The 25928-nt window shown below is 70.3% G+C and carries 26 protein-coding genes; 15 read left to right on the forward strand and 11 right to left on the reverse strand.

All coding sequences use genetic code 11. From position 1 onward, the window contains the following. Positions 1-5 precede the first annotated feature (5 nt). Complete coding sequence (locus tag RAH39_RS08785) at positions 6-515, forward strand: DUF1858 domain-containing protein (protein WP_306589719.1); 510 nt, start codon at positions 6-8, stop codon at positions 513-515. 67 nt (positions 516-582) lie between these two features. Continuing rightward, the gene (gene coaD / locus RAH39_RS08790) at positions 583-1068 is read left to right on the forward strand and encodes a pantetheine-phosphate adenylyltransferase (protein WP_306589720.1); all 486 of its coding nucleotides are present in this window, start codon (positions 583-585) and stop codon (positions 1066-1068) included. 3 nt (positions 1069-1071) lie between these two features. Here coaD and RAH39_RS08795 read toward each other — a convergent pair whose 3' ends face one another. After that, complete coding sequence (locus RAH39_RS08795) at positions 1072-1347, reverse strand: metal/formaldehyde-sensitive transcriptional repressor (protein ID WP_306589721.1); 276 nt, start codon at positions 1345-1347, stop codon at positions 1072-1074. Between the two features lie 72 nt (positions 1348-1419). Between RAH39_RS08795 and dmeF the strand changes: the two genes are divergently transcribed. Then, on the forward strand, positions 1420-2340 hold the full coding sequence (gene dmeF, locus RAH39_RS08800) for a CDF family Co(II)/Ni(II) efflux transporter DmeF (protein WP_306589722.1): 921 nt from the start codon (positions 1420-1422) through the stop codon (positions 2338-2340). On the opposite strand, the gene recG is transcribed toward dmeF, so the two are convergent. The 3 genes from recG to RAH39_RS08815 form a co-directional block, all read right to left on the reverse strand. Continuing rightward, positions 2333-4429 (reverse strand): ATP-dependent DNA helicase RecG, encoded by a 2097-nt coding sequence (gene recG, locus RAH39_RS08805; protein WP_306589723.1) that lies wholly within the window; start codon positions 4427-4429, stop codon positions 2333-2335. The two genes, dmeF and recG, sit on opposite strands and share 8 nt — an antisense overlap. Before the next feature lie 37 nt (positions 4430-4466). Then, on the reverse strand, positions 4467-5249 hold the full coding sequence (locus RAH39_RS08810; RefSeq protein ID WP_306589724.1) for a VOC family protein: 783 nt from the start codon (positions 5247-5249) through the stop codon (positions 4467-4469). Positions 5250-5313: 64 nt separating this feature from the next. Next, positions 5314-6528 (reverse strand): trans-sulfuration enzyme family protein, encoded by a 1215-nt coding sequence (locus RAH39_RS08815; RefSeq protein WP_306589725.1) that lies wholly within the window; start codon positions 6526-6528, stop codon positions 5314-5316. Positions 6529-6606: 78 nt separating this feature from the next. Between RAH39_RS08815 and RAH39_RS08820 the strand changes: the two genes are divergently transcribed. Next, positions 6607-7071 carry an Lrp/AsnC family transcriptional regulator gene (locus RAH39_RS08820; protein WP_306589726.1) on the forward strand — a complete coding sequence of 155 codons (465 nt, stop codon included), beginning with the start codon at positions 6607-6609 and terminating at the stop codon, positions 7069-7071. Here the strand turns inward: RAH39_RS08820 and RAH39_RS08825 are convergent. Then, positions 7059-7394 carry a winged helix-turn-helix transcriptional regulator gene (locus RAH39_RS08825; RefSeq protein ID WP_306589727.1) on the reverse strand — a complete coding sequence of 112 codons (336 nt, stop codon included), beginning with the start codon at positions 7392-7394 and terminating at the stop codon, positions 7059-7061. The genes RAH39_RS08820 and RAH39_RS08825 overlap by 13 nt on opposite strands. Positions 7395-7598: 204 nt before the next feature. On the opposite strand from RAH39_RS08825, the gene RAH39_RS08830 reads away from it, so the two are divergent. After that, positions 7599-8669, forward strand: a complete 1071-nt coding sequence (locus RAH39_RS08830) for a DUF3187 family protein (protein ID WP_306589728.1) — start codon at positions 7599-7601, stop codon at positions 8667-8669. A gap of 144 nt (positions 8670-8813) precedes the next feature. Here RAH39_RS08830 and RAH39_RS08835 read toward each other — a convergent pair whose 3' ends face one another. The 5 genes from RAH39_RS08835 to RAH39_RS08855 are packed head-to-tail and all read right to left on the reverse strand — an operon-like array spanning position 8814 to position 12222. After that, on the reverse strand, positions 8814-9395 hold the full coding sequence (locus RAH39_RS08835; protein WP_306589729.1) for a TMEM175 family protein: 582 nt from the start codon (positions 9393-9395) through the stop codon (positions 8814-8816). 49 nt (positions 9396-9444) lie between these two features. Continuing rightward, positions 9445-9993, reverse strand: coding sequence for a DUF1697 domain-containing protein (locus RAH39_RS08840; protein WP_306589730.1), 549 nt, complete (start codon positions 9991-9993; stop codon positions 9445-9447). Positions 9994-10001: 8 nt separating this feature from the next. Continuing rightward, entirely contained in the window at positions 10002-11267 is a 1266-nt protein-coding gene (locus RAH39_RS08845) for a hypothetical protein (RefSeq protein ID WP_306589731.1), read from the reverse strand. Next, entirely contained in the window at positions 11267-11890 is a 624-nt protein-coding gene (locus tag RAH39_RS08850) for a hypothetical protein (RefSeq protein WP_306589732.1), read from the reverse strand. The genes RAH39_RS08845 and RAH39_RS08850 overlap by 1 nt, the downstream gene beginning before the upstream one ends. After that, on the reverse strand, positions 11890-12222 hold the full coding sequence (locus RAH39_RS08855) for a hypothetical protein (protein WP_306589733.1): 333 nt from the start codon (positions 12220-12222) through the stop codon (positions 11890-11892). The genes RAH39_RS08850 and RAH39_RS08855 overlap by 1 nt, the downstream gene beginning before the upstream one ends. A 38-nt stretch (positions 12223-12260) precedes the next feature. On the opposite strand from RAH39_RS08855, the gene map reads away from it, so the two are divergent. Next, a complete protein-coding gene (gene map, locus RAH39_RS08860) occupies positions 12261-13058 on the forward strand; it encodes a type I methionyl aminopeptidase (RefSeq protein WP_306589734.1) in 798 nt (265 codons plus the stop codon). Between the two features lie 106 nt (positions 13059-13164). Here map and RAH39_RS08865 read toward each other — a convergent pair whose 3' ends face one another. Next, positions 13165-13668, reverse strand: coding sequence for a thioesterase family protein (locus RAH39_RS08865; RefSeq protein WP_306589735.1), 504 nt, complete (start codon positions 13666-13668; stop codon positions 13165-13167). 37 nt (positions 13669-13705) lie between these two features. Between RAH39_RS08865 and ispE the strand changes: the two genes are divergently transcribed. From ispE to RAH39_RS08910, 9 genes are all read left to right on the forward strand, one after another. Continuing rightward, positions 13706-14542, forward strand: a complete 837-nt coding sequence (gene ispE / locus RAH39_RS08870; protein ID WP_306589736.1) for a 4-(cytidine 5'-diphospho)-2-C-methyl-D-erythritol kinase — start codon at positions 13706-13708, stop codon at positions 14540-14542. 69 nt (positions 14543-14611) lie between these two features. Further along, positions 14612-15532 carry an ABC transporter ATP-binding protein gene (locus RAH39_RS08875; protein WP_306589737.1) on the forward strand — a complete coding sequence of 307 codons (921 nt, stop codon included), beginning with the start codon at positions 14612-14614 and terminating at the stop codon, positions 15530-15532. Positions 15533-15534: 2 nt separating this feature from the next. After that, positions 15535-16593 carry an ABC transporter permease gene (locus RAH39_RS08880; RefSeq protein WP_306589738.1) on the forward strand — a complete coding sequence of 353 codons (1059 nt, stop codon included), beginning with the start codon at positions 15535-15537 and terminating at the stop codon, positions 16591-16593. Positions 16594-16648: 55 nt separating this feature from the next. Continuing rightward, the gene (locus RAH39_RS08885) at positions 16649-19063 is read left to right on the forward strand and encodes a PAS domain S-box protein (protein WP_306589739.1); all 2415 of its coding nucleotides are present in this window, start codon (positions 16649-16651) and stop codon (positions 19061-19063) included. Positions 19064-19105: 42 nt separating this feature from the next. After that, a complete protein-coding gene (locus RAH39_RS08890; protein ID WP_306589740.1) occupies positions 19106-20374 on the forward strand; it encodes an MFS transporter in 1269 nt (422 codons plus the stop codon). Further along, positions 20371-21888 carry a histidine ammonia-lyase gene (gene hutH, locus RAH39_RS08895; RefSeq protein WP_306589741.1) on the forward strand — a complete coding sequence of 506 codons (1518 nt, stop codon included), beginning with the start codon at positions 20371-20373 and terminating at the stop codon, positions 21886-21888. The genes RAH39_RS08890 and hutH overlap by 4 nt, the downstream gene beginning before the upstream one ends. Continuing rightward, positions 21885-22565 (forward strand): HD domain-containing protein, encoded by a 681-nt coding sequence (locus RAH39_RS08900; protein ID WP_306589742.1) that lies wholly within the window; start codon positions 21885-21887, stop codon positions 22563-22565. Before hutH ends, RAH39_RS08900 begins: the two co-directional genes overlap by 4 nt. Next, entirely contained in the window at positions 22562-24808 is a 2247-nt protein-coding gene (locus RAH39_RS08905; RefSeq protein ID WP_306589743.1) for a HEAT repeat domain-containing protein, read from the forward strand. Before RAH39_RS08900 ends, RAH39_RS08905 begins: the two co-directional genes overlap by 4 nt. Continuing rightward, positions 24805-25884 carry a sensor histidine kinase gene (locus tag RAH39_RS08910; protein ID WP_306589744.1) on the forward strand — a complete coding sequence of 360 codons (1080 nt, stop codon included), beginning with the start codon at positions 24805-24807 and terminating at the stop codon, positions 25882-25884. Before RAH39_RS08905 ends, RAH39_RS08910 begins: the two co-directional genes overlap by 4 nt. Positions 25885-25928: the final 44 nt, after the last annotated feature.

Here is a 25928-nt window from a genome sequence, read left to right on the forward strand (position 1 = left end):
CGGCCGTGGCCATCACCCCCGCAACCCGGATCGGCGACTTCCTGGAAGCCCACCCCGACCTCCAGGAAGCCCTCATCGCGCGGGTTCCCGAATTCGCGAAGCTGCGCAATCCCATCCTGCGCCGCACGGTGGCGAAGCTGGCCACCGTGGACCAGGCGGCGCGGATCGCCGGCCTCCCCACCGCCGAGCTTGTGCGCTTCCTCCGGGAACTGGCGGGAGAAGCCGACATTCCGGGACCGGAAGCTCCGGTACTCATCCCCGAAGCCCGCCCGGATTGGGCGTGGCCCGAATCACTCCGCGCCACGGTGGACGCCGAGGCCGCCCTCGCGGCGGGAGAGCATCCCCTCGCGCAGACGCGGGCGGCGCTCCGAGTGCTCGCCTCCGGCGAGGCCATGCAGCTCCTGAGCGCCTTCCGGCCCGAGCCGCTATTGGCCGAACTTTCCCAAGAGGGCGTGCCGTGCTGGTGCGAAGAAGAGGCGCCCGGCCGCTTCCGCACGTGGATCCTCAAGGCGTGAGCGCCCAGCTTTGACCCGGCAGGCGGCGCGGATGCGCTAGGCTGGTTCCCCATCTTGCGGAGCGCCCGTGCGGTCGGCCATCTATCCAGGCTCCTTCGATCCCGTGACCCTCGGCCACTGGGATCTCATCCAGCGGGCGGCGAAGCTCGTCGATCGGCTGGTGGTGGCCGTCCTCCACAATCCCGCCAAGTCCCCCGCCTTCAGCGTGGAGGAGCGGGTGGAGATGCTGAAGGAGTTGACCGCCCCCCTCCCCCGAATCGAAGTCACCGCCTTCCACGGGCTATTGGTGGACTTCGCGCGGGCCCAGGACGCCCAGGTGATCATCCGCGGCGTGCGCGCCTTCAGCGACTTCGAGTACGAGTTCCAGATGGCCCTGATGAACCGCAAGCTGGCCCCGGAGCTGGAGACGGTCTTCCTGATGCCCAAAGAAAAGTACAGCGCCGTCAGCAGCCGCTTCGTCCGCGAGATCGGCGGCATGGGCGGAAACCTCGCCGACCTGGTGCCCGAGTCCCTACGGGAGCGGCTGGCCGCCCGCCTGCGGAAGCCCGACTAGCCGCTATTTGAAGTAGGACCGCAGGACCGCGACCACCTGCTCCAAGTCCCGCTCCCGCTCCGCGGCCGACACCGCCTCGGACGCCAGGTGCTCCCGCAGGTGGCCCTCCAGGACCACGGCCATCAGGCCATTGACGGCGCCCCGGACGGCGGCGATCTGTTGGAGGACCGCGCCGCATTCCGAGCCGCGCTCCAGCGCCTTCTCCAGGGCCCCCACCTGCCCCTGGATGCGCCGCACCCGCGCCAGCAGCTTGTCCTTCGCCTTGATCGTGTGGGGCATCCGGCCTCCGTCCCCGCCTCATAGGGCGAAGTATACTGGGGTATAGTATATTCCTCCGCGAAAGGAAGGTCCATGCGATCCGCCCCTTCCCTCGAAAGCCGGCAGCATTCCCACGTCTTCGACGAGGGGGACCCCCTGGCGGAGCGCAACACCAGGTGGGCGGTGGGGCTCACCGCCGCGATGATGGTCGCGGAGATCGCCGGCGGGTGGAGGTTCAACTCCATGGCCCTGCTGGCGGACGGCTGGCACATGAGTTCCCACGCGCTCGCCCTGGGCTTGGCGGCCCTGGCCTACGGCGCCGCCCGGCGGTTCGCCCGCGACCCGCGCTTCGCCTTCGGGACCTGGAAGATCGAGGTGCTGGGCGGCTACACCAGCGCCCTCTGCCTCATCGGCGTGGCCCTCCTGATGGCCTGGCAGTCCGTGCAGCGCCTCCTCGCCCCCGCGCCCATCCACTACGACCGGGCCATCGCCCTGGCGGTCGCGGGCCTCCTCGTCAACCTCGCCTGCGCCTGGCTCCTGCGGGACGGACACGACCACGGGCATGGGCCCCACCATGACCTGAACCTGCGGGCCGCCTACCTGCACGTCCTCGCCGACGCCGCCACGTCCATCCTCGCCATCCTGGCGCTGGTGGGAGGCAAGGCGTGGGGCGCCGCCTGGCTCGATCCGCTGATGGGCCTGATCGGAGCGGGTCTCGTGGGGGCCTGGGCCTGGGGCCTGCTGCGGGATTCGGGGCGGGTGCTGCTCGACGCGGAGATGAACGCGCCCGTGGTCGAGGAGATCCGGGAGGCCATCGCCGAGGGGCCGGTGGAAGCCGCCATTTGCGACCTCCACGTGTGGCGCGTGGGGAAGGGCAATTACGCCTGCATCCTGTCCCTCGTGACCGCCGAGGCGGCCGATCCCGACGTCTTCAAGCGCCAGTTGGAGCTCCACGAGGAACTGGCCCACATCTCGATCGAAGTGAACCGCACCTGCACCGTTCCGGTCAGCTGATCTCGGCCAGCTTGAGGCGGGCCTGTTCCCGGCGCAGCCACTGGATCTGGGCCTCGGTCAGCCCCGCCGCCAAAGCTTGATCGGCGGCTTCGCGGCACCGCGCGAGCAGGCGGCGGTCGCGCACCAGGTCCGCCACCTGGAACTGGGGCAGGCCGGCCTGCTTCACGCCGAAGAACTCGCCGGGACCGCGCAGCTCCAGGTCTCGCTGGGCGATGCGGAACCCGTCCTGGGTTTCCACCAGCGTCTGGAGGCGCTCGGTCTCGGAGCCGCTGATCATCAGGAAGTGGCTGCGGTGGGCACCGCGCCCCACTCGGCCGCGGAGCTGGTGGAGCTGGCTGAGACCGAAGCGCTCCGCGTGGTCCACCACCATCACCGTCGCGTTGGGCACGTCCACGCCCACCTCGATGACCGTAGTGGCAACGAGGATCTTCGCTTCCCCCGCCGTGAACCGCGCCATCCGGGCGGCCATGTCGTCCGCCTTCAGCCGGCCGTGGACCACCTCCAGGGGCGTGTCCGGGAAGATGCCCCGCAGCAGCGCCTCCATGGCCTGGATGTCGCGGAGCTGCACCTTGCCCTCGTCGGACGGATCGATGCTGGGGCTCACCACGAACGCCTGGCGGCCCTCGGCGAGTTCGGTGCGGACGCGCTCCCAGGCGCGCTCCGCGAACTCCGGTTTGTGCAGCTTGGTGGTGATGGGCTGGCGCCCGGGGGGCAGTTCGTCCAGGACGCTCTGGTCCAGATCGCCGAACACCGCCAGGGCCAGGGATCGCGGAATGGGCGTGGCGCTCATCACGAGCCAGTGCGGATCCCCCCCCTTCTCCTTCAGCGCCTCGCGCTGCTTGACGCCGAAGCGGTGCTGCTCGTCCACCACGACCAGTTGCAGGCGGTGGAACGCGACGGCCTCCTGGAACAGGGCGTGGGTGCCCACCACGTACTGCGCCTCGCCACTGGCGATGCGGGCGAGGGCGGCCCGCTTCTCCGCGACCTTCATGCCGCCCAGAAGCAGTTGGAGCGAATCCGCGCGGTCGCCGAGGTAGCGCCGGAAGCTGGTGGCGTGCTGGCGCGCCAGAACCTCGGTGGGCGCCAGGAGCGCGCCCTGGCCTCCGGTTTCCGCCACCATCCCCATGGAAAGCAGCGCCACCAGGGTCTTTCCGCTGCCCACATCGCCTTGGAGGAGGCGGTTCATCACGCGGCCCGAGGTCAGGTCATCCACGATCTCCTTGAAGGCCCGCCGCTGGGCCCCCGTCAGGGAAAAGGGGAGGAAGGACTTCAGCCGCTCCCGCAGCTCCGGCGAGGTGGGGATCACCAGGCCCTTCCGCTTCATGCGTCCCGCCCGGCGCAGGGCGACGCCCAGGGCGAAGGCGAACAGCTCCTCCACCGCCAGCCGCTGGTGGGCGGGCGATTCGCCCCGCTCCAGGAGCGCCGCGTCGCTGTCGTCGGGAGGGTCGTGGAGGAGCCGCAGGGCCGCCAGGCTGTCCGGCAGATCCCGGGACAGCTCCAGCGGCAGCCATTCCGGAGGAGGCGGCACCCGCGAAAGGGCCTCCTGCACCAGCTTTTGCCGCGCCCGGCCCGGCAGCGCCCCCAGCTTGCGGTAGAGGGGAAGGAAGCGGCGGATCCAGGGATCCTCCCCGCCCCGTTCTCCTTCCCGCCCCATCAGCTCGACCTGCGGCCCCCGCAGCTCCAGGCCGTGGCGGCCGGCGCTCAGCGTTCCGAAGGCCAGCAGGCGGTCGCCCACTTTGAGCGCCCGGGCGAGGTAGGGCTGGTTGAACCAGACCAGGCGAAGGGTCCCCGTCCCGTCCTCCAGGAGGGCCTCGGTGAGGGCCATCCGCTGAACGCGGGTGGTGCTCTGGCGGAGGTCGCGAAGGGTGCCCAGCACCGTGACCACCCCCGGATCGGCGGGCTCCAGCCCCCGCATCTCCAGGCTGCCTAGGGGCCGGAGGCTGCCCCGGTCCACGTAGCGGTAGGGAAGGCTCCACAGCAGGTCGCGCAGGGTGTCGATCCCCGCCTCCTGGAGCGCCGCCGCCCGCGCCGGCCCGAGGCCCCGGAGGACCGTGGCCTTGGACGACAGGGGGAGGGGCGCGAGCGACATGGCCTTCCAGCCTAGCGGAGCGCCGCCGCCGCAGGATCTAGAGCGGCTGGAGGAGCGAGATCACGCCGCCCGTGGGATCCCCCACCACCGCGAACCGGCCCACGTCCGGAATGTCCGTGGGAGGCACGCAGCCGGATCCGCCCAGGGTGGGCACCGCCGCGGCGCGCGCATCCACGTCCGCCACCGCCACGTAGGGCATCCAGTGGTTGGGAACGCCTTCCCATTCGGGGCCCGAGATCGCCATGAGGCCGCCCATCAGCTCCTCTCCCCGGAAGAGCAGCGTGTAGTCGACGGAGGCCAGCCCCATGGGCTGGGCCGTCCACCCGAACAGGGCCCCATAGAAAGCGAGGGCAGCGTCCCGCTCGCGCGTGGCCAGCTCGTACCAGCAGAACGTGCCGGCGCCCGCGGGGAGGGGGCGGGAAGGATCCGCGGGAGGATTCTGCTGATACAGCCCCAGCGTGGCTCCGGTGGGATCGCCGATGACCGCGAAGCGCCCCACGCCGGGGATGGGGGAAGGAGGGACGAAAGCCGCGGCGCCCAGCGACAGGGCCCGCGCGAAGCTCGCGTCCACATCCTCCACCCAGACGTAGCTCATCCAATGGCTCCGGGCTCTGGGCGTGCCCGCGGGGATTTCCAGGAGGGTGGCCACCTCGTCCTTCCCCCGCGTGAACAGGGTCAGGGAGGCGCCGCCCGCCCGTTCGGGCGCCGCGGACCAGCCGAGCAGCTTCGTGTAGAAGGCTTCGCACGCCGCTGGGTCCGTGGCGTTCAGCTGGCTCCAGCAGAAGGCGCCGTAACCGGTGGGAACGGGTCGATCGGCCATGGGTCGCTCCGGAATGGGATTCCAGGATAGAACCCGGGCCGATCTCCCGGCAGGCGCTTTTTCGTCAGCGGGACGCGCCCACCGCCAGCTTCGCCATGGCCTTCACGAGGGCCTGCTCCAGGTCCGCCCAGAGATCCTCGGGGTTCTCCAGGCCCACGGACAGGCGCATCAGGGACTGGGAGATGCCGGCGTGCTCGCGGGCCTCGGCATCCACCACGCGGTGGGTGAGGGCCGCGGGGTGCTGGATGAGGGTGTCCACGCTGCCGAGCGATACCGCGGGCGTCATCAGCTTCACCTCGGCCATCACCACCGCTGCGGCCTCGAACCCGCCCTTCAGCTCGAAGGCCATGAGGGACCCGGGGCCCTGCATCTGGCGGCTCAGCAGACCCTTGGGGTCCTGCCCGGGGAGACCGGGGAAATGGACCGCGGACACGGCCGGATGCGCGGCCAGCCGCTCGGCGATGATGCGGGCGCCCTCCTGCTGGGCGCGGACGCGCAGGGGTAGCGTGGGCAGACCGCGGTGCAGCAGGTAGGCGGCCAGCGGATGAAGCACATTGCCCGTGATCACGCGGATCTTGCGCAGCTCCGTGGCCCACTCGCCGTTGGTGGCGACGATCCCCGCCAGCACGTCCCCGTGGCCGCCCAGGAACTTGGTGGCGCTGTGGAGAACGAGGGCCACGCCGTGCTTGATGGGGTTCTGGAGCACGGGCGTGGCGAAGGTGTTGTCGGCGAGGACGGGCACCTTCCCCGCCTGGCGCACCACTTCATCCAGATCCACCATCGCCAACGTCGGATTGGCGGGCGTCTCCACGATGACGAGGGAGGTGTCGGGGCGGATCGCGGCGCCGATGCCCTCGACCTCCGCCCAGGTCACGTCCAGCCCCAGCAGCCCCGAGGCCAGCAAGTGGTCCGTGCCGCCGTAGACAGGACGAACCGCCACGACGTGGCCCCCGCGCTGCTTGGCCGCCATCAGGCACGCGGTCACCGCCGCCATTCCGGATCCGAAGGCCACGGCCTCCTCGGCCCCTTCCAACTGGGCCAGAGCCTGCTCGTAGCGGGCCACGGTGGGGTTGTAGAGGCGGGAATAGACCGCGCTTCCCTGGGGCAAGCCGCCCAGGGCCATGGCCTCCAGGCTGCGGCCGCCCTCCTCCAGATCGTGCAGGGGATAGGTGCTGCTCAGGTCGATGGGCATGGCGTGGATGCCCTGCTCGTGCAGCACTTCGCGTCCCGCATGGACGGCCTGGGTTTCCAGCGACAGGGGAAGGGCGGACTTGGGCATGGGTGACGCTCCTGTCCTCAATGTAAGTTTCACGGATTCGCCGATCTCTCGAATTTATTTCGTGAAACAATGGCATTCATGAATCTGGACCGAATCGACTGCGACATTCTTGTTCATCTACAGAAGGATGCTCGGCTGTCCAACAAGGAACTGGCCGCGGCCGTGGGTCTGGCGCCTTCCTCCTGCCTGGCGCGCGTCCAGCGCCTGCGGACGGACGGCATCCTGAAGGGCGCCTACGCCGAAGTGGATCCCGCCGCCCTGGGGGTGGGGCTCCAGGCCCTCATCGCCGTCCAGCTCCGCCAGCACAGCCGGGCCCAGGTGAAGGCCTTCTGGAAGCACGCCATGGGGCTGCCGGAAGTCCTGGCGGTCTTCCACGTCGCCGGCACCCACGACTTCCAGGTCCACGTCGCCGTGCGGGACGCCCACCACCTGCGGGATCTGGCCCTCGACGCCTTCACCACCCGGTCCGAAGTGGCGCACATCCAGACCAGCCTGATCTTCGAGTGGGCCAAGGGCCCCGTGATGCCCAACTACCGGGGCTGAAGCTCCGCCGCCGACAACTGTTCGCCCCAGCGCGTGACGGCTTCCACCACGTGGCGGAACCCCTGCCCCTTGCAGGTGAGTTCGTACTCCACCTTCACGGGGGTGGTGGGCAGGACGCGGCGCACCAGCAGCCCCTGGCACTCCAGCTCCTTCAGCCGGGCCGAAAGCACCTTCTCCCCGATGCCTTCCACCTGGGTCACCAGCTCATTGAACCGCAGGGGCCCCTCCTGGAGGCTCCACAGGATGTGGCCCGTCCAGGGCTTGGCCAGCAGGTCGATAGCCCGGCGGAAGAGTTGGCAGCTGGTGGATTCGGGAAGGGTCATGGGAACACCCGGAAGCGGGGAACGACTCACCACCAAAGCTATCCCAAAGAAAGTGACTTGACAAGGGAAAGCCAATCTTTCATGATTGCTTTCATGGGGAAACCGACTTCCCCCAAGAAAGCAGAAACCGGCTGATCCGGCGTGCTTCCCTCGCCCCCTTCGGGGAGGGAACCCGTCGCCATCCCTTCTTCCAGGAGCCTCTCCATGCGCGTCGCGATCGCGCTGGCCCTCGGCCTGTCCCTTCAGGCCCAGGACGCGGCCTATCCCGAAATGGGGCCCCTCCCCACCCGGAACATGTTCACCCTGCTCCAGGCCCCCATGACCTACCAGCCCGTGGCGCCGCGCCCCATCGGCGCCGGGAACTGGCAGGCGACCTTCACCCACGTGCGGGCCAACGTCTTCGAATTCTCGGACCTGATCAAGGACCATCCGCCCGCCTGGTTCCAGGGACGGCACCGCATGGACCGCGCCTCCCTGGAAGCGTTGGCCGCCGAATATCCGGCGGCCCCCTTCATCTTCTACTTCGACGAGGAGATCGCCCGCACCACCCTCCAGGTCCGGCGCGGGCTGACGGACCGCACGGACGTCTGGATCGAGCTGCCCGCGGAGCGCCACGGCGGGGGCGACCTGGATTCGCCCATCGAGGCCTTCCACCGGACGTTCGGATTCGCCCAGTGGGGCCGGACGGAAATAGCCCGCAACCAGGCCGTGGTGGCCACCATCCGCTACGGCCGCCTGGATTTCGTGCGCGAGGGCAGCCAGCCCACGCGGATCCAGGACCCCCTGATCGGCCTGGTCCACCAGGTGTACCGGGGCCAGACGGCAGGCCTGAGCGCCACCCTCACGGTGAAGCCGCCCCTGACGGAGACCTACGGGGCCTACCGCGCGGGGTGGGATGAAGAAGCGGGCCTCAGCGGGTGGTGGGACGCCACGCCGACGCAGACCCTGTATGCCGGCGCCGCCTACACCCACCGCGGTCGAGGCAACACCGCCTACAACAACCTCGACTACACCTCGGACCTGGGAGCCCACCTCACGTGGCAAGGCCGGCGCAACCGGGCCGTCCAGCCCTTCGTCCAGCTCTACTTCCTGAGCGGGTTCAGCACGCCCCGCCCCTTCGCCAAGCTCCACGAGGGCAGCCTCCAGCACGACGTGGGCCTGCACGCGCACCTCGACCGCCGAACCACCCTGACGTTCCGCTACATCAACAACATCACCCACCACGAGAACACCGACGACGCCTCCTTCGCCGCCAGCCTCACCTGGCGATTCTGATCCCCATGAGCGATCAAAATCCGAGTTTTTTTCACCGCCAAGACGCCAAGGACGCCAAGAAAGAAACCTGCTTTTCTTGGCGCCTTGGCGTCTTGGCGTCTTGGCGGTGATCCTTATTTTTTGAACGCAAAGTGGTATGAGCCGTCAGCTACGAAGGGCCAGCACGCGCTCGATGCGTCGGTCCGGCACCAACCAGACCAGCGCCACGAGCCAGTAGAGGCCGAACCCCACCCACCGGTTGGCGAAGGACAGGAGGATCGCCGCCGCGTAGACCGCGATGGAGAACTTCCCCTTCGCGTCCGCCCCCACCGCGGCCTCCAGCAGCGAGCCGGCGCCGTGGTGATGGATGAGGCAGCGGCTCAGCAGGTAATAGGCCAGGGCCGCCATGAGGAGGACCAGGCCGTACAGCGCCACGGGCCGGGCCGCGAAGTGGTTATCGCCCATCCACGCCGTGGCGAAGGGGATCAGCGAAAGCCAGAAGAGGAGGTGCGTGTTGGCCCACAGGATCGGCCCGTTCACCTTGCCTGCGGCGTGAAGCATGTGGTGGTGGTTGTTCCAGTAGATCGCCACGTAGATGAAGCTGAGGACGTAGCTCACGAACGTCGGCAGCAGCGAGGCCAGCGCCTGGAACGAGGCGCCGTGCGGGACCTTCAGCTCCAGCACCATGATCGTCAGGATGATGGCCAGCACCCCGTCGCTGAACGCCTCGAGCCGCTGCTTGCCCATGTCCCACCTCGGATCCGAGGTTCCACCAAAGCGCATCTCCGGCCGTTTTTCAATCGCAGGAGGGCAGGTACTTCGCCGCCAGCCGCTGGAGGGTGTTCCAGCCCCGGAAAGTCGCCTTCGCGCCCAGGGCTCTCTCGAACACGGCGTTCGAGAATTCCGATTCGCTCTGCTTCACGCGGCACCGCCACCACACCTCGCGGCCGGGACTGCGGAAGTCGTCCACGCCGCTCCGCAGCTCCATGAGCCGAGCCTTCTGGGCGGCGGTGAGCGGAGTCCGCAGGAACGCCACGTTCATGGCCCCTGCTTCCGCCTGCTCCGCCGCCTCGAAGGGGCAGCCCGCCAGGAGCGCGGCCAGCTCCGCCTCGGAACGGAGGAACACCGCCACCTCGAATCCGAGGGAAGCCTTGAGGTGGGCCTCGATCCGCGCGGCAAGCGCCGCTTCCTTCTCCGGCACGGCATCGAAGATCACGTTCCCGCTGGCGATGAAGGTCTCCACGCCCCGCAGCCCCAGCTCCTCGAACAGGCTCTTCAGCCGCGCCATGGGCACGGTCCGGCCACCGACATTGACGGCGCGGAGAAAGGCGAAGGCCCGCGGCATCGCGTGCCTCAGCCCAGCGCCCGGTCCGCCAGGCGGCCGAGGTCCCCGCTTCCCTGGCTGTTGGCGAAGCTCTTGGCCAGGGCGACCAGCATGGCCTCGGCCGAAGCGGAAGGAAGGTGGGGCAGGAGATCCGCCGTCGCGGCGGCGGCCAGGATCTGCGAGGCGTGATTGAAGGTGGGATCGTTGAAGGTGGCCGCCTCCGCCACCCGCGCCAGCGCCTCGTCGGCCTTCCCCGCCCGGCAGAGGGCCTGGGCATGGCCCATGGCCTCCGGCGCCTCGGCGTCGAGGATGGCCTCCAGGAGCGCGCTTCCGTCGGGAACGCCGCCCTTGGGTTGGACCCGCTCCTCGGGCTCATCCGTGGGGAAGAGGTTCACGAGCGCCGCGCCCTGCGCCCAGACGCAGGGATCGGACGGCGGCGTTTCGGCCAGATGGGCCAGGTAGACGAGGGTCCACGCCGTCTTGCCCTCCAGGTCGCGACGGGCGTCCAGGAGTTTCTCGGACGCCGCCTCGACCAGAATGGACAATAGCTGTCCATGCGAAGCGCCGGCCTTGATCCGGCCCGTAAAGGCGTCCAGCATCCCCACAAGCCCCAGGTCGCAGATCTCCCGCACGGCAGCGTCATTCCCAGCCGCCGGAGCATCCGTCGCCTCCCGTTCCATCCGCTTGGCGGCCCGGCGGTACCAGAACGTGTCCTCCTGCGTGGCGGCCAGCCAGGCGGCCAAGCCGAAGAGCCGGCGGCCCGTGGCCTTGGGGCGCTCCAACCGCTCGTGGAGGTCCGCCAGGTGCGCGGTAAAGACGCCCTTGTGGCCCACGTTGGCCATGTCCCCTTCGACCAGCGCCCCCAGCCGGCGGAAGTCCGCGGCGTCGGGCAGGTCGAAGCCCTGGGCCTCGGCGTAGGCCAGGCCCGGCTTGCGGGACTGGATGAACGATTCCAGGTTCCGCCAGGTTCCGCTGCCTTTCGCGGCAACCGCCTGAGCCGTCGTCGCGGAGGCCCGCCGCCCCTCGTGGGCCGCCATGTGGAGCTGGATGGCGAGGGCCCGGCGGAAGGCGCCCTCCGTCAGCAGGGGCCGCAGCCGCAAAACGGCCCGCAGACCGAGGATCCCCTGGGGAACGTGCGGCAGGTACGCCTCCCAGTCGATGCGGGGAATCAGGACTTTCACCGCCTCGCGGAGCCCGTCCCGCAGTCCGTCCGGCTGCGCGAGCTGCGAAGCGAACGCATCGAAGAAACCCTCCGTGGGGATTTCCAGTTCCGTCTGCCAGCGGGAATCGACCATCACGCGCCCTCCAGCGGCAAGTTCCAGGCGGCGGCCACGAGGCGGCCCCAGTGGTGGCTCCAGGCTCGCGTCCACACCAAGCTGCCCTCCTTCATGCCCGAGGCCTCCAGGCGCTCGCGCAGGCCCGCTTCCAGCAAAGCCGAGGCTGGTCCCAGAGCGGCTTCCGCCAGGGCCAGCATGTGGGCTCGGGCGGCGCGTTCGCGGTCGTGGTGATCCAGGTAGCCGGCGGATTCCGGCGAAGGGGCGGCGGCCCTCACGCGCTGCCAGGCCTCGAACGCGGCGCGGGCGGCGGGATCGCCCTTGAGGGGCGCCTTCACGCGGTCCCAATCTCCAGCCGCCGCCAGCTCTGGACCCGCCCGCAGCGAGCTCTCCCGGAGCTTCACCGCCTTCGCCACGTCGCGGTCCACCTGCTTGAGCGCCACGAAAGTGCGGGGCTTCGCCTTCCCCTCGCGGCGGTCGAAGAATCCGTTGAGGGCCGAGATCACCAGATCCATGGGCACGCCGGCAGCCTCCCAGGCGAGCACCTGCCGGTAGTCGTCGGTGGACAGCAGCCCGGCGCGGCCCCAGGCCCGGAACGCCCATTCGCGCTCCAGCCAGTCCTTCTCCTCCCTGCTGTAGGCCATCAGGGGCGTTCCGGCACCAGCCAGGTGCCGTCCTTCAACTGGAGGGCGCCATTCCGCCAGCCCAGCACCTCCTCGGGCACGATCTCCGCCTTCGCGAAGCCCTTCAGGCGGAAGGCGCCGGAGCCCAGCCGATTCCCCTTCCGGTCCCAGACCTCCAGCTGCCAGAGGGTGCCCTCGTGACTTCCGGCCTTGAAGAACACGCCGTCCTTTCCTTCGCCCGCCCAGCGGGCTTCCGCGGGCAGGGCGGCGGGCCGGGAGGGCACTCCGCGGCAACCCGTCAGGAGGCCCACGGAGAGGGCCATCGTGGCAAGGATCATCGAAGGTCGCACCATGCCGGCATTCTACCCGTTAGACTGAGGCGGAGGGGACCATGGTCCTGATCCGAGAACAGATCCGATACAAGAGCCGCAAGGAGATCGAGAAGCTCCGGGAGGCGGGCCGCTTGGCCGCCAACGCGCTTCGCCTGGCCGCCCGCAACGCCAAGGCCGGCGTGAGCCTGCTGGAGCTGGACCGCATCGCCGAGGCCTACATCCGGCAGCATGGCGCGACGCCCAGCTTCAAGGGCTACCACGGGTTTCCCGCCACCCTCTGCACGTCGGTGAACGACAAGGTCGTCCACGGGATTCCGACCAAGTACGTGCTTCAGGAGGGCGACGTCATCGCCATCGACTGCGGCGCCAAGCTGGACGGCTACCACGGCGACACCTGCCTCACCGTGGGCGTCGGAAAGATCAGCGAGGAGGCCCGGCGCCTCATCCAGACCGCCCAGCTCGCGATGTACGTGGGCATCGAGCACTGCCGGCCGGGCATGCGCCTGGGCGACATGGCCACCGCCGTCCAGACCTTCGCCGAGGAACGCGGCTACGCCATCGTCCGCGAGTACATCGGCCACGGCCTGGGCCGCGACCTGCACGAGGATCCCCAGGTGGTCTACGCCGACCAGCGGCCCGGGACCGGCTTCCGGATGGAGCCCGGCCTAACCATCACCATCGAGCCCATCCTCAACACCGGCACCCACAAGTGCCTGGTGGAGCCCGACGGCTGGACCGTCCGCACGCGCGACGGCGGCCTGTCCGCCCAGTTCGAGCACGACGTGGCCATCACCAAGGACGGCCCCGAAATCCTGAGCATCCCGGATCCTGAATTCGAACTGGAAGACGGGCTGTAGGTCCAGCTTCTATGGGTCGCTCATAACGCTGCAAAAGCGGCGTTGTGAGCAGATACCAGTTCGAATTCATGCCATCGAACTGGAAGACGGGCTGTAGCTCTCCCTCTCAAGGCATCGTCCAATCGCGAATGGCGGGCGGCAGTTCCGGCGCCGGGCCTTCATAGCCCATCTGCCGGATCACGTCGGGTGCGGGGACGTTGCCGTCCTTTCCCCGGAAGAGGGCCCGCACAACGCCCTCAGCGGCGAGGTCTCCGCCCGCTTTCACGAAGCGCTGCTCCAGGTAGAACCACTTGGCGTCCCAGCCCAGGAGGCGGGTATGCAGCTCGTAGGATTCGAAAGGATCCAGGCTGCGCCGGTAGCGCATGGAGACGGCGCCCACCAGCGGCTTCCAGCGGTTCCGCACCATGGCGCGGCCCAGACCCGTGCGGAAGGTTAGGTCGAAGCGGCCCAGATCCATCACGCTCAGGAACCGGCCGTTGTTCATGTGGACGTTCACGTCGAGATCGTTGGGCCAGACGCGGAACGTCAGGACCGAGGTCCCAAGGGGCTCCAACCGGGCGCGGAAGCGGAGGGTGAGGCCTTTCACGAGGAGGCGGAACAGGAGGACCATGCCCCAGGCTAGCGGAGGGCTGCGCTACCGTGGAGCCATGTCCGCCACCGCCCTGGCCCCCGCCAAACTGAACCGCTTCCTGGCCGTCCTGGGACGGCGGGCCGACGGGTTCCATGAGCTGGAGCTGGTCACCACCGTCCTCGACGGCGTGCCGGAGCTGACCGACATCCTGGAGGCCGAGCCCGCGGAAGCGCTGTCGCTGGCCATTTCAGGGCCGACGGGCGAGGGGCTGGAGGCCGACGAATCCAACCTGGTGGTCCGCGCCTGGCGTCTCCTGGAAGCGGCGGCGCGGCGCCCCCTTCCCGCCGCCCTGCGGCTGGTGAAGCGCATTCCCCACGGGGCCGGGCTCGGCGGGGGAAGCAGCGACGCCGCGGCGGCCCTGCGTCTGGGGAACGGCCTGTTCGGCCTGGGTCTGGATGACGCCGAGCTGTTGGACCTGGCGGCGCGCCTGGGCAGCGACGTGCCCCTCTTCCTGCTGGGCGGAACGGTGCTGGGGCTGGGGCGCGGCGAACGGGTGTTCCCGCTGAGGCCCGTCCCTCTGGAGCCCCTTCTCCTCGCGCATCCCGGGCTCCACGTGCCCACGCCCAACGTGTACTGCGCGCTGCCGGAGGTGGGCTATCCGTCGCCGGCGCCGCTTGGCTCTTTGCCCGAGGGCGCGGCGCCGCCGTGGCGGAACGACCTCACGGACGCGGCGATCCGCGTGTGCCCGCCGCTGGCCGAGGTGCGGGAGGCGCTCCGCGGGACGGGCGGCGAGCCCCTGCTGTGCGGCTCGGGAAGCTGCTGGGCCGCCCACTATGCGTCTTCCTCCGCCCGCGACGCCGCCCGAATCGCCCTCCGCGCCGCGCGGCCGGACTGGAGCCTCTGGGCCGTCTGAGCGGGCTCGCGCCCGCCAGCCCTGTCCTCCAAAGACTGCGCGTGGTATTCAATGGGACCCGAGGTACCCATGTCCGGTCCCGCCCTCCGCATCCGTGGCCTCCGCAAGGCCTTCCCCAAAGTCGTCGCCGTGGACGGGGTGGACCTGGACGTGGCCCGGGGCGAGGTCTTCGGGCTGCTCGGCCCCAACGGCGCAGGGAAGACCACGACGCTGGAGATCATCGAGGGCCTCACCCAGGCGGACGCGGGCGAGATCGAGATCCTGGGCCTCCCGTGGGCGGGCCACAAGAAAGAGATCCACTCCCGGGTGGGCGTCCAGCTCCAGAGCACCAGCCTGTTCAACAAGATCACGCCGCGGGAGGCGCTCGACCTCTACGGGAGCTACTACCCCAAGCACCGCGGCACCCGGGAGCTGCTGGAGCTGGTGCAGCTGGAGGAGAAGGCGGACGCCTACCACGTCACCCTCAGCGGCGGCCAGCAGCAGCGCCTGGCCCTCGCCCTGGCCCTGGTGAACGACCCCGAACTGGTGTTCCTGGACGAGCCCACCACGGGGCTCGACCCCCAGGCCCGGCGCAGCCTGTGGGACGTGGTCCACCGGATGAAGGCCGAAGGGCGGACCGTGGTGCTCACCACCCACTACATGGACGAAGCCGAGGCGCTCTGCGACCGGCTCGCCATCATGGACCACGGAAAGGTGATCGCCACCGGCACGCCGGCATCGCTGATCTCCGGCCTGGCCATCCCGAGCGTGGTGGAGCTGACCTTCGAGGGCGCCTCGCCGGATCCCGGCGCCTTCGCCCACCGGCTGGGCGAGCCCGTCGAACGGCGCGCGGACCTGTGGGAGATCCCCACGCCGGATCCCAAGGCGCTCCTTCCCCGGCTCCTCGAAGCCGCGGAAGCCGCCGCCGTGCCCTTCCAGCAGGTCCACATCCGGCGGGCCACCCTGGAGGACGTGTTCCTGCAGCGCACCGGGCGCAGCCTGAGGGAGTGATGATGATGCTCTGGCGCCAATTCACGATGGAATGGCGGCTCTACAGCCGCGACCGCATCGCCATGTTCTGGACCTTCGCCTTCCCCGTGGTCCTGCTGGTGGGCTTCGGGACGATCTTCCGGGACGGCGGGGGGCCCAAGCTCACGGTGGTGCGCGTGCAACCCGCCGCCTCCGCTCCCCGCGACGCGGCCCTGGATCAGGCGCTGGCTGACCTCCAGCTGAAAGTGATCCCCCTGACGAAGACCGACGCGGAAACGCGGTGGGCGAAGGGCGAGACCGCTGCCCAGCTGGAACCGGACGGCGAGGGCTACCGCCTGCGCCTCAACAGCTACCTGATGGCCCAGGCGGGCGCCACCTCGGGGCTGGTGAACCAGGCCTGGCTGATGGCCCAGGCGCGGCTCAGCGGCGCCCCGGAGCCCCAGCGCATTCCCGTTCAGGTGGAGAGCCCCGGCCACAAGCGGTCCACCAACTACGCCTCGTTCCTGCTGCCGGGGCTGCTGGGCCTGAACCTCGTGAGCATGGGCCTGTTCAGCGTGGGCATGGTGAACGTGTCCTACCGCGAAAAGGGGAAGTTCCGGCGGCTGGCGGTGACGCCGCTGCCCAAGTGGATCTTCCTGCTGGGGCAGGTCCTGCACCGGCTGGCGGTGACCATCGTCCAGGCCTCCATCCTCCTGCTGGTGGGCCGCGTCGTCTTCGGAATCCAGAACCAGGGCTCCTTCCTGGACCTGCTGGTGATCATGACTCTGGGAACGGCGTGCTTCATGGCGTTCGGGTTCGCCCTCAGCGGTTTCGCGGACACGTCCGAAGGCTACGCCGCCATCTCGAACCTGGTGTTCTTCCCGCTCATGCTCCTCAGCGGCGTCTACTTCACGCTGGATTCCGCGCCGACCTGGCTGCAGCACGCCGTGGCGGTGACGCCCCTCGCCCCGTTCCTGCGGGCCCTTCGGGCCGTGTTCAACGACGGCGGATCCCTGGCGGGGCACGGGATTGGGCTCCTCATCGTGGGAGCCTGGGCGCTGGCGGCGTTCGCGCTCGCCGTCCGCCGCTTCCGCTGGGCCTGAGTCTTTCGTCGTGAGGCGCTTGTGTTCCCCGGGGGGAGCGGCCGATGAGCCCCCCATGCAGCCCATCCGCGAGCCCCAGGATCCAACCCAAGCCCTCGGCGTGGTCCGCCGCTATCTGGAAGCGGCCTACCGCATTCCCCAGGCGGCGGCCGAGGCCCGCGACCTGCTGGACCTCTTCGGCCACATCCACGCGATCATCCGCGACCTGATGCCGGCGGAGAACCTCTACTTCGCCTTCTGGGACCGGCCGACGGACACCGTGTCCTTCCCCTATTGGGCGGACGCGGAGGATCCCATTCCCCAGCCCCGGGCCTTCCGCCGCGGGCTGACCGAATACGTCCTCCGCACCGGCCACCCGCTCCTCGCCGACGCGCCGACCCTCACCGAACTGGAGGCCTCCGGCGAAGTAGAGTGCATCGGAACCGATCCCCTCGCCTGGCTGGGCGCGCCTCTGGCCGGCGAGCAGGGCGTCTTCGGGGCGCTGGTGATCCAGATCTACGAAGCGGGCCGGTCCTACTCGCCCGAGGAGCGGGACCTCCTCGTCTTCGTGGCGGGCCAGGCGGCGCTGGTCCTGGAGCGGTGGCGGATCGAGACCGAGCAGCGGATCCTGTCGGCCGCCATGGACCGCTCGGCGGATCCCATCTACGGCATCGACGAGTCGGGCCGCCTCACCTTCATCAACCAGTCGGCCTGCGAGACGCTGGGCTACACCCGGCAGGAGCTGCTGGCGATGACCCTGTGGGACGTGGCGCCCTACCTGCGGCCGGAGGAATGGCCCGAGAAGTGGGCCTACGTGCGGCACCAGGCCAACTTCCGGGGCGAGGCGATCCACCGGCGGAAGGACGGCAGCCTCTTCTCCGTGGAGATCAGCAGCAGCTTCCTGGCCTTCGAGGGGCGCGAGGTCATCGTCAGCATGGCCCGCAACATCACCCGCCGGAAGGCCGCGGAGCAGGCGCTCCGGGCCAGTGAGGAGAAGTTCTCCAAGGCGTTCCAGGCCAGCCCCGACGCCATCATCCTCAGCCGGATGGACGGCACCATCCTCGACGTGAACGACGCCTTCACCCACACCACCGGCTGGACCCGGGAGGAGACCCAGGGCCAGACGACCTTCGAACTGGCGCTGTGGTCCGAGCAGAGCGGCCGGGCGAAGGCCATGGACCTGATCCGCCGGGACGGGCACTTCGCCGACCTGGAAGCCTCCTTCCGGGTGAAGGACGGGAGCCAGCGGACCGGCCTCATTTCCGGCGCCATCATCGAAGTCGACGGCCAGCCCTGCATGCTGTCCGTCACCCGCGACATCACGGAGCGCCGCCAGGCCGAAGAGGCCCTCCGCCACGCCCAGAAGCTGGAGAGCCTCGGCGTCCTGGCCGGAGGCATCGCCCACGACTTCAACAACCTGCTGACGGTGGTCCTGGGGAACCTGAACCTCGCCCAGATGCACCTGCGCGAGGATTCCACGGCCCGGCCCTACCTGACCAACATGGAGGCCACGATCCTGCGGGCGACGGAGCTGACGAAGCAGATGCTGGCCTATTCCGGCCGCGGCCACTTCATGATCAAGCCCCACGACCTGAACCTGGTGGTCCAGGACCTCACCCACCTGCTGGAAGTCGCCCTGTCGAAGAAGGTGCGCCTCAGCTTCGACCTGCATCCGGGGCTACCGCCCATCCAGGCGGACGCCGCGCAGATCCAGCAGGTGGTGATGAACCTCGTCACCAACGCCTCCGACGCCATCGGCGACCGCGAGGGCGCCATCCACGTCGCCACGGCGGTCCGCACTCTCACGGCCCAGGAGCTCCAGGCGGACTATCCCGTGGGCGCGCCTCTCCCCGGACTCCACGTGATCCTGGAGGTGAGGGACACCGGCAGCGGGATGACGTCCGAAGTGATGGAGCGGATCTTCGATCCCTTCTTCACCACCAAGAGCGCCGGCCGGGGCCTGGGTCTGTCCGCGATGGTGGGGATCCTCCGGGGCCACCGCGCGGGGCTGCACATCGCCAGCGAGGTGGGCCGGGGCAGCGTCTTCCGCCTCTGCTTCCCCGCGATGGGAGCCGTGGAGCATCCCGACGTCACCCAGGCGGCGACGGGGGGCGAGACGCTGCTGCGGGGGCTGGTCCTGCTGGTGGACGACGAGGACCAGATCCTGGAGGCCACCGGCGCCGCCCTGACGGCCCTGGGATGCCGGGTGATCACCGCGCGAGACGGGCTGGAGGCCCTGGAACGGTTCCGCCAGAGCCGCGGGGAGCTCGACCTCGTCCTCATGGACCTCACCATGCCGCGGATGGACGGCCGGGAAGCCTTCCGCGCCATGCGGAGCCTGGACCCCCACGTGCCGGTGGTGCTCAGCAGCGGGTTCACGGAGCAGGACAGTCTCCAGGCCCTGCCCGGCGGCGGGCCGGAGGGGTTCCTCCAGAAGCCCTATCAGATCCGGGAACTGGCCGCCGTCGCCCGGAAGGCCCTGGAAGGCTGAACCGGGACGCCGGGCTACACTGGGGGGCTGGAGAACGACCCCATGCAGTCTTCCAAGCGCGCCAGAACGGCGATCTTTCTCACGGTCTTCGTCGATCTGCTCGGCTTCGGGATCGTCATCCCCATCCTGCCGCTCTACGCCAAGGCCATCGCCGACCATCCCAGCCCGTGGATGGAGAGCGTCAACCACTTCCTGGGGCTGGGGGGCGGAGGCACCACCCCCGGCGCCTTCTGGGCCGGCGTGGGCTTCCTCAGCTTCAGCCTGATGCAGTTCATCGCCTCGCCCATTCTGGGCCGCATCTCGGACGTCTCCGGCCGCAAGCCCGTCCTGTGGATGAGCCTGGCCGGCTCCGCCGCAGGCTACCTGATGCTGGCCCTCACCAGCCGCTTCGAGTGGATGCTGGCGGCGCGGATCCTGGACGGGATCACCGGCGGGAACATCTCCGTGGCCCAGGCGGCCATGGCGGACAGTTCCCGACCCGAGGAGCGGTCCAAGGTCATGGGGATGATCGGCGCCGCCTTCGGCCTCGGCTTCGTCCTGGGTCCCGCTCTCGCCGGAGTCCTCAGCGGCAGCGCCTTCGGCCACCACCTGCTGGAGACCCGGGGCTGGCACCTGCCCTTCTTCGTGGCGGCGGGCCTGTCGCTGACGGCCTCGCTGATGGTCCTGCTGTGGCTGCCCGAGACGCTCACGCCCGAGGTCCGGGCCCGCGCGCGGTCCCACGAGAGTCGGGGCCACGCCCTGGTGAAGGCCCTCAAGCGCCCCGCCATGGCCAAGATCCTCAGCGTCTCGCTCCTCGCCATGGCGGGCTTCGCCATGATGGAGGGCACGTTCGCCCTGCTGGTCCACGAGCGCTTCGGATTTCGCCAGCGCGAAGTGGGCTTCCTGTTCGCGGGCATCGGGATCCTGCTGGTGATCTACCAGGGCGGCCTGGTCCGCGTCGTGGCCAAGCGCCTGCCGGAGCGCGGCGCGCTGGTGGCGGGGCTCGTCCTGATGGGCCTGGCCCTGCCGCTGATGCCCTACGCCGCGTGGATGTGGCCCTTCCTCCTGCTCTTCATTCCCCTCGCCTGGGGCAGCGGAATGGGGAACACCGCGGGCTCCGCCCTCGCCAGCCGCCTGACGCCGCCCGAGGACCAGGGCAGCCTGTTCGGAGTCCTGAACGCCACCACGGGGCTGGGCCGGATCGTCGGCCCCGCCGTCGGCACCTTCACCTTCGCCCGCTGGGGTGGCGCCGCCACCTACACGGTCGCGGGCCTCACCCTGGCCCTCGCCCTCGTCCTCGCACTGACCCTCTCTCCCAAGGTGACCCGATGATCCACCTCGATGGGCAATCCCTCACCGCGCCGCTCCTGGCGCGCATCGCCGCTGGCGAAAGCGTGGCCCTGGACGAGCGCGCCCTCGCCCGCGTGGCGGAAAACCGCGCCGTGGTGGATCGAATCGTCAGCGAGGGGCGCACGGTCTACGGGATCAACACCGGCTTCGGCCAGTTCGCCACCGTGGTGATCCCCCCCGACCAGCTCCAGCAGCTCCAGCTCAACCTCGTGCGGAGCCACGCGGCCGGCGTGGGCGAGCCCCTGCCCAAGGACCAGACCCGGGCCCTGATGGCCGCCCGGATCAACTGCCTGCTGAAGGCCCACAGCGGGATCCGCCCCGAGCCCATCCATCTCCTCACCGAGTGCCTGAACCGCGACGTGGTCCCCGTCGTCCCCTGCCAGGGCAGCGTGGGCGCCAGCGGCGACCTGGCGCCCCTGGCCCACATGGCCCTCCTGCTGGTGGGCGAGGGACTGGCCTGGAGCGGTGAAGGCCACATTCCCGGCGGCGAGGCCCTCGCCGAGGCCGGCCTGGCGCCCGTGACTCTCCAGGCCAAGGAGGGGCTGGCCCTCATCAACGGGACCCAACTCATCACGTCGCTGGGCAACCTCGCGGCGGAGAAGTTCGCGCGCCTGGCGGAACTGGCGGATCAGATCGCCGGACTCAGCCTGGAGGCCCTGCGCGGCACCCGCGCCGCCTTCGACCCACGCATCCACGCCGCGCGGCCCCATCCCGGCCAGATCGCCGTGGCCCGCCACATGCGGGAACTCCTCGGCGAGACCAGCGCCGTGGCCGAGAGCCACCGCGACTGCCACCGGGTGCAGGACGCCTACAGCCTGCGGTGCATTCCCCAGGTCCACGGCGTCACCCGCGACGCCCTCCACTTCGCGGGCGCCATCCTGGAGCGGGAGCTGAACGCCGCCACCGACAATCCCATGATCTTCACCGACACCCAGGAATCCCGGTCGGGAGGCAACTTCCACGGGCAGTATCCGGCCTTCGCCTGCGATGTGCTCGCCATCGCCGCCGCCGATCTGGCCAGCATCTCCGAGCGCCGCCAGGAGCGGCTGGTGAACCCCGCCTACTCGGACCTGCCCGCCTTCCTGACCCAGAACGGCGGACTGGAATCCGGGTTCATGATGGCCCACGTCACCTCCGCCGCCCTCGTCAGCGAGATGAAGGGCCTGGCGCATCCCGCCTGCGTCGACACCATCCCCACCAGCGCGGGCAAGGAGGACCACGTCAGCATGGGCCCCATCGCCGCCCGGAAGCTGCTGCGGGCGGTGGACGCCCTGGAGCAGGTCCTGGCCATCGAGGCCCGCATGGCCCTGGAGGGCCTCCGCATCCTGGGGCTGGCCCCCGCCGCCGGACTCCAGCGCCTCGCGGACCGCCTCGGAGAGGCTTGCGCCCCATGGACCGATCGCGCCATGTTTGAGGAGATCCACGCCACCCTCGAGGCCCTCCGGGTCCATCAGCTCGGCGCGCCCCTCGGGACCCCTGAGGAAGTCCATCCATGACCCAGCCCGTCCCCTGGCGGACCGCCTGCGAACGCGCCCTGCGGGGCTTCTCGGACGCCGACTCGATCCGCGTGTGGGGCATCGGCCACGAGGTGGACGGCACCTACGTCCCCATCTTCAACTACCGCTTCGAGCACACCTACGCGGCCGTGCTCCTGGCCCGGTGGCTGGCTCCCGCCACCGGCGCGGACGCGGAGGTGGTGGAATGCGCGGCCTGGCTCCATGACGTGGTGAAGCGGCTGAAGGATCCCGGAGCCAAGGACACCCACGCCCAGGACGCCTCCGCCGAGGTAGAGGGCATTCTCGCCGGCACGGACTTCCCCTCCGCGAAGATCCCCGCGGTGCGCCACGCCATCGAGCACCATGTGGGACTCCGGCTGACCAAGCGCTTGGAGCCCCTGGAAACCGCCTGCCTGTGGGACTGCGACAAGCTCAGCAAGGTCGGCGCGGCCAGCCTGATCCACTTCGGCTGCATCAGCGGCGCCTTCCAGCCCATCACCACCGCGGAGATCCTGCGCCGCGGCGAGGCCTGGCTGGACTTGGCCCGGGGCATCGTCGCCAGCTTCAACACCCCCCCCGCCCAGGTGGAGGGCCGCAAGCGGCTGGCCTTCCTGGAGGCCCACTACGCCCAGTTGCGGCGGGAGTGGTCCGACCCCATGGAGACGACGCCCGAATGAGCGACTTCCTGCAGCTCGCCCAGAGCCTGACCTTGGCCCTCAAGGCGCTGCAGATGTACACCGCCGCCCACCCCCGGGGCCAGGAGGCCCTGGCCGCGTCCCATGCGGTGCTGGAGCGGTGGCTGGCGGACCAGGAGCAGTTCCAGGTGGCCGTCTCCGGCCCCAAGACCTTCATCGACGGCGTGGTCCAGGACGCGCGCAATCCCCACGTGGCCGCCCTCGCCAAGGCCGTCGCCGAGCGCGGCGTGGCGGGCTTCACCTTCGAGCGGGGCGTCACGGTGGGCGAATACCTGGCCTTCCTTCAGGGCCTGGGCACCAAGCCCCAGAAGCTGGAGGAGGCGGGCGGCTTCGAGGCCTTCCTGCGGGCCGCGGACGTCCGGCGGATCCGGATCTCCCAGGTGCGCTACCAGGAGGTCCGCGAAGGCGAAGGAAACGGCGAGGAGGACTCGAATCGTCCCCCGGCGCTGAACGTGGCCCTTCCTCCGAAAGAGGATCCCCTGGCGAAGGCCATCCGCGAGGCCCTCATGGCGGCCCTCGGCTCCCAGCCTTCCTCCGCGGCGGCCTCGGCCGAAGCCCTTCGCGGATTCTCTCCCGCCAACCTCGGGGGCCTGGGCCCCCTGGGATACGAACTGGGCTTCGGGGACGGGCCGCCCACCCAGGCCCAACTCGGCACCCTGCGTCAGGTCCTGATGGGGCTGGAGCCCGAGGTTCAGCTCAGCCTCCTGGCGGGCCTCGGCAGCCTGCCCGACCACCCCGCGGGGCTGGGGCTCGCCGTGAAGGCCCTGGCGGGGGAACTCCTCGCCGTGGCCGTCAGTTCCGCCCTGGCCAAGGGCATCTCGTGGCTCCGCCTCCGCGGCCCGGTGGAGGACATCCTCCGTCCCCTGCCCGACCGGGACCGCCTGGGGCACGGGCTCGCGGCGCACCTGCGCGGCTCCGGGCAGGAGGCCGGCTCCCTCGACCTCATCCTCCGCCAGCTGGAATGGGAGGCCCTGAGCGTCGAAGCCAAGCTGGTGAAGGTTCTGGAGGAAGGCCAGCTCTTCGAGCTGAGCGGCGATCACCTCCTCGCTTTCCTCCGCGATCTGCTGGATCTCCGCCGCTTCGACGCCTTCCTCCGGGTGCAGGACGTCCTGATGGAGACCCTCCGCCACGACCGCCCCGACTTCCGCCTCAAGGGCGCCCAGGCGCTGGCCGGCATCGCCCGCTGGGCCCAGGAGCCCGGACTTCCGCCCGGCGGGGAAGGTCCCCTGGCGGAAGCCCTCCGCGCCCACTTCGCGTGGGAACCGGATCCGCACATCCATCGCTGGACCCAGGAAGCGCTGGAGGCCCTGTTCGCGGCCTCGGTGAACCGCGGCGACCTGCTCCACGTCCTGTCCGACCTCCAGGAGGTGGAGGGGCTCTGCGCCTTCCTCCAGGAGGACGCGCCCTGGCGGCGGCAGGCCCTGGAGGCCCTCCGCGCGGGGCTGGCGGAGCCGGCGCTTCTGGACGCCGCGGTGGACGCCATCTTCGATCCCGACCGGGAACGGGTGGCGCGGGAAGTATTCCCCTACCTGGAATTCCTGGGCGCGCCCATGGCCCAGCAACTGGTCGCGCGGCTGGAGCGCGAAACCGAGCGCGCCCGCCGGGGCCGGCTGGTGGAGGCGCTCCGCAACCAGGGCGACCTGGCCCTCTCGCCCATCACCGACGCGCTGGGAGCCCCCACCTGGTTCCTCGTCCGCAACGCCCTCACCCTCCTCGCCGATCTCGGCGACGCCAGTTCGCTGCCGGCCATCATCCCGATCCTCCGCCATCCCGAACCGCGGGTGCGCCGGGTGGCGGCGCGCGCTCTCTGGAAGCTGGGCGGCCCCAGCGCCGAACCCCATCTGGTGGCCCGGATGAAGGACACCGATCCCGAGACCCTCCAGGAGATCCTGTTCATCCTGGGGCAGCTGCGGTCGGAGACCAGCGTCCCCGCCGTGCTGGAACTGGCCCAGGACAAGCGCGTGTGGGAGCCCCTCCGCGTCCAGGCCCTGGCCACCCTGGCCCAGATCGCGTCGCCCCAGGCCCAGCCGATCCTGATGGAGCTGCTGCGCCGGGGCTTCTTCGCCGCGGCGGAGCCTCCCGCCATCCGCTTGGCCGCCGCCCGCGCCCTGCGCGCCATCGCCACGCCGGCGGCCCAGGAGGCGCTCCGCCGGGTGGTGGACGCCGAACCCAAGGGCGCGGACCGGGACGCCCTCCTGGAGATCCTCGGCCCGGTGCGGTCATGACCGACCTTTCCGCCCATCCCGATCCCCGCCAGCTGCTGGAGGCCTTCGAGGCGTTCACGGCGGCCTCCGAACACCTCCAGGCCCGGTACGAGGCCCTCCAGGCCCAGTTGGGCCAGTTGCAGGGCGAACTTCAGACAGTCCTGGAGGCGGTCCCCTTCGCCATCTGGGTGCTGGGGGAGGAAGGATCGCTGCGGTTCACCAACCGGCCCCAGGGCCTCGACGGAAAGTTCGTCGCGGGACCGGCGCCGTGGGAACCGGGCAGTCCCGGCGGCCAGCGGCGCTTCGCGTCCGCCGGGGGCCGGGAGCTGATCTTCGAGGAGGAGCGCCGCTCCGCTCCCCACGGCGGGATCATCGTCACTCTCCGGGACGTGACCGAAGCGGTGTTCCAGGCCCAGCAGGCCACCCGCGAGGATCGGCTGGCGGCCATGGGGCGCATGGCGGCGGAGCTGGCCCACGAGATCCGGAACCCCCTGGGGAGCCTGGCCCTGTTCTCCGGAATGCTGGTGGAGGATCTCCAGGATCAGCCCGGCCCGCTGGAGCTCGCCCGCAAGGTGCAGGAGGGCGTGGGGCGGCTCAACCGCGTGGTGGGCAACACCCTCTCCTTCAGCCGGGACCTCCGCCCCCGGGCCGCGTCCATTCCCCTCCGCGCCTTCTGGGAAGAGGCCCTCCGCAGCGCCACCCTCGCCGAGGCCGTCCCCTGGGACAACCGCATTCCCGAGGCGGCCACCTGGGAGGGCGATCCGGATCTGCTGCGCCAGGTCGCCCAGAACCTGCTCCAGAACGCCACGCGGGCCCTGGAGGACGCCGAGAAGCCCCGCCTCGCGCTGACGGCCTTCGAGGAGCCCCTGGAGGACCGCCGCTGCTGGCACCTGACCCTGGCGGACAACGGCTGCGGGATCCCCGCGGACACCCTGGCCCGGGTATTCGATCCCTTCTTCAGCACCTTCGGCGGAGGCACGGGCCTGGGCTTGGCCGTCTGCCACCGGATCGTGGTGGCCCACGAGGGGCTGCTGTTCATCGAAAGCCAGGAGGGGCGAGGGACCACCGTCCACCTCCGGCTGGCCGCAGGTGGGTGAGGCTCGGACGCGGGCGCGTGACGCCGGTCACAGAACCTGCGAAA

Origin of the sequence: Geothrix sp. 21YS21S-4 (assembly GCF_030845995.1) — a bacterium.
In the GTDB taxonomy this organism is placed as follows: domain Bacteria; phylum Acidobacteriota; class Holophagae; order Holophagales; family Holophagaceae; genus Geothrix.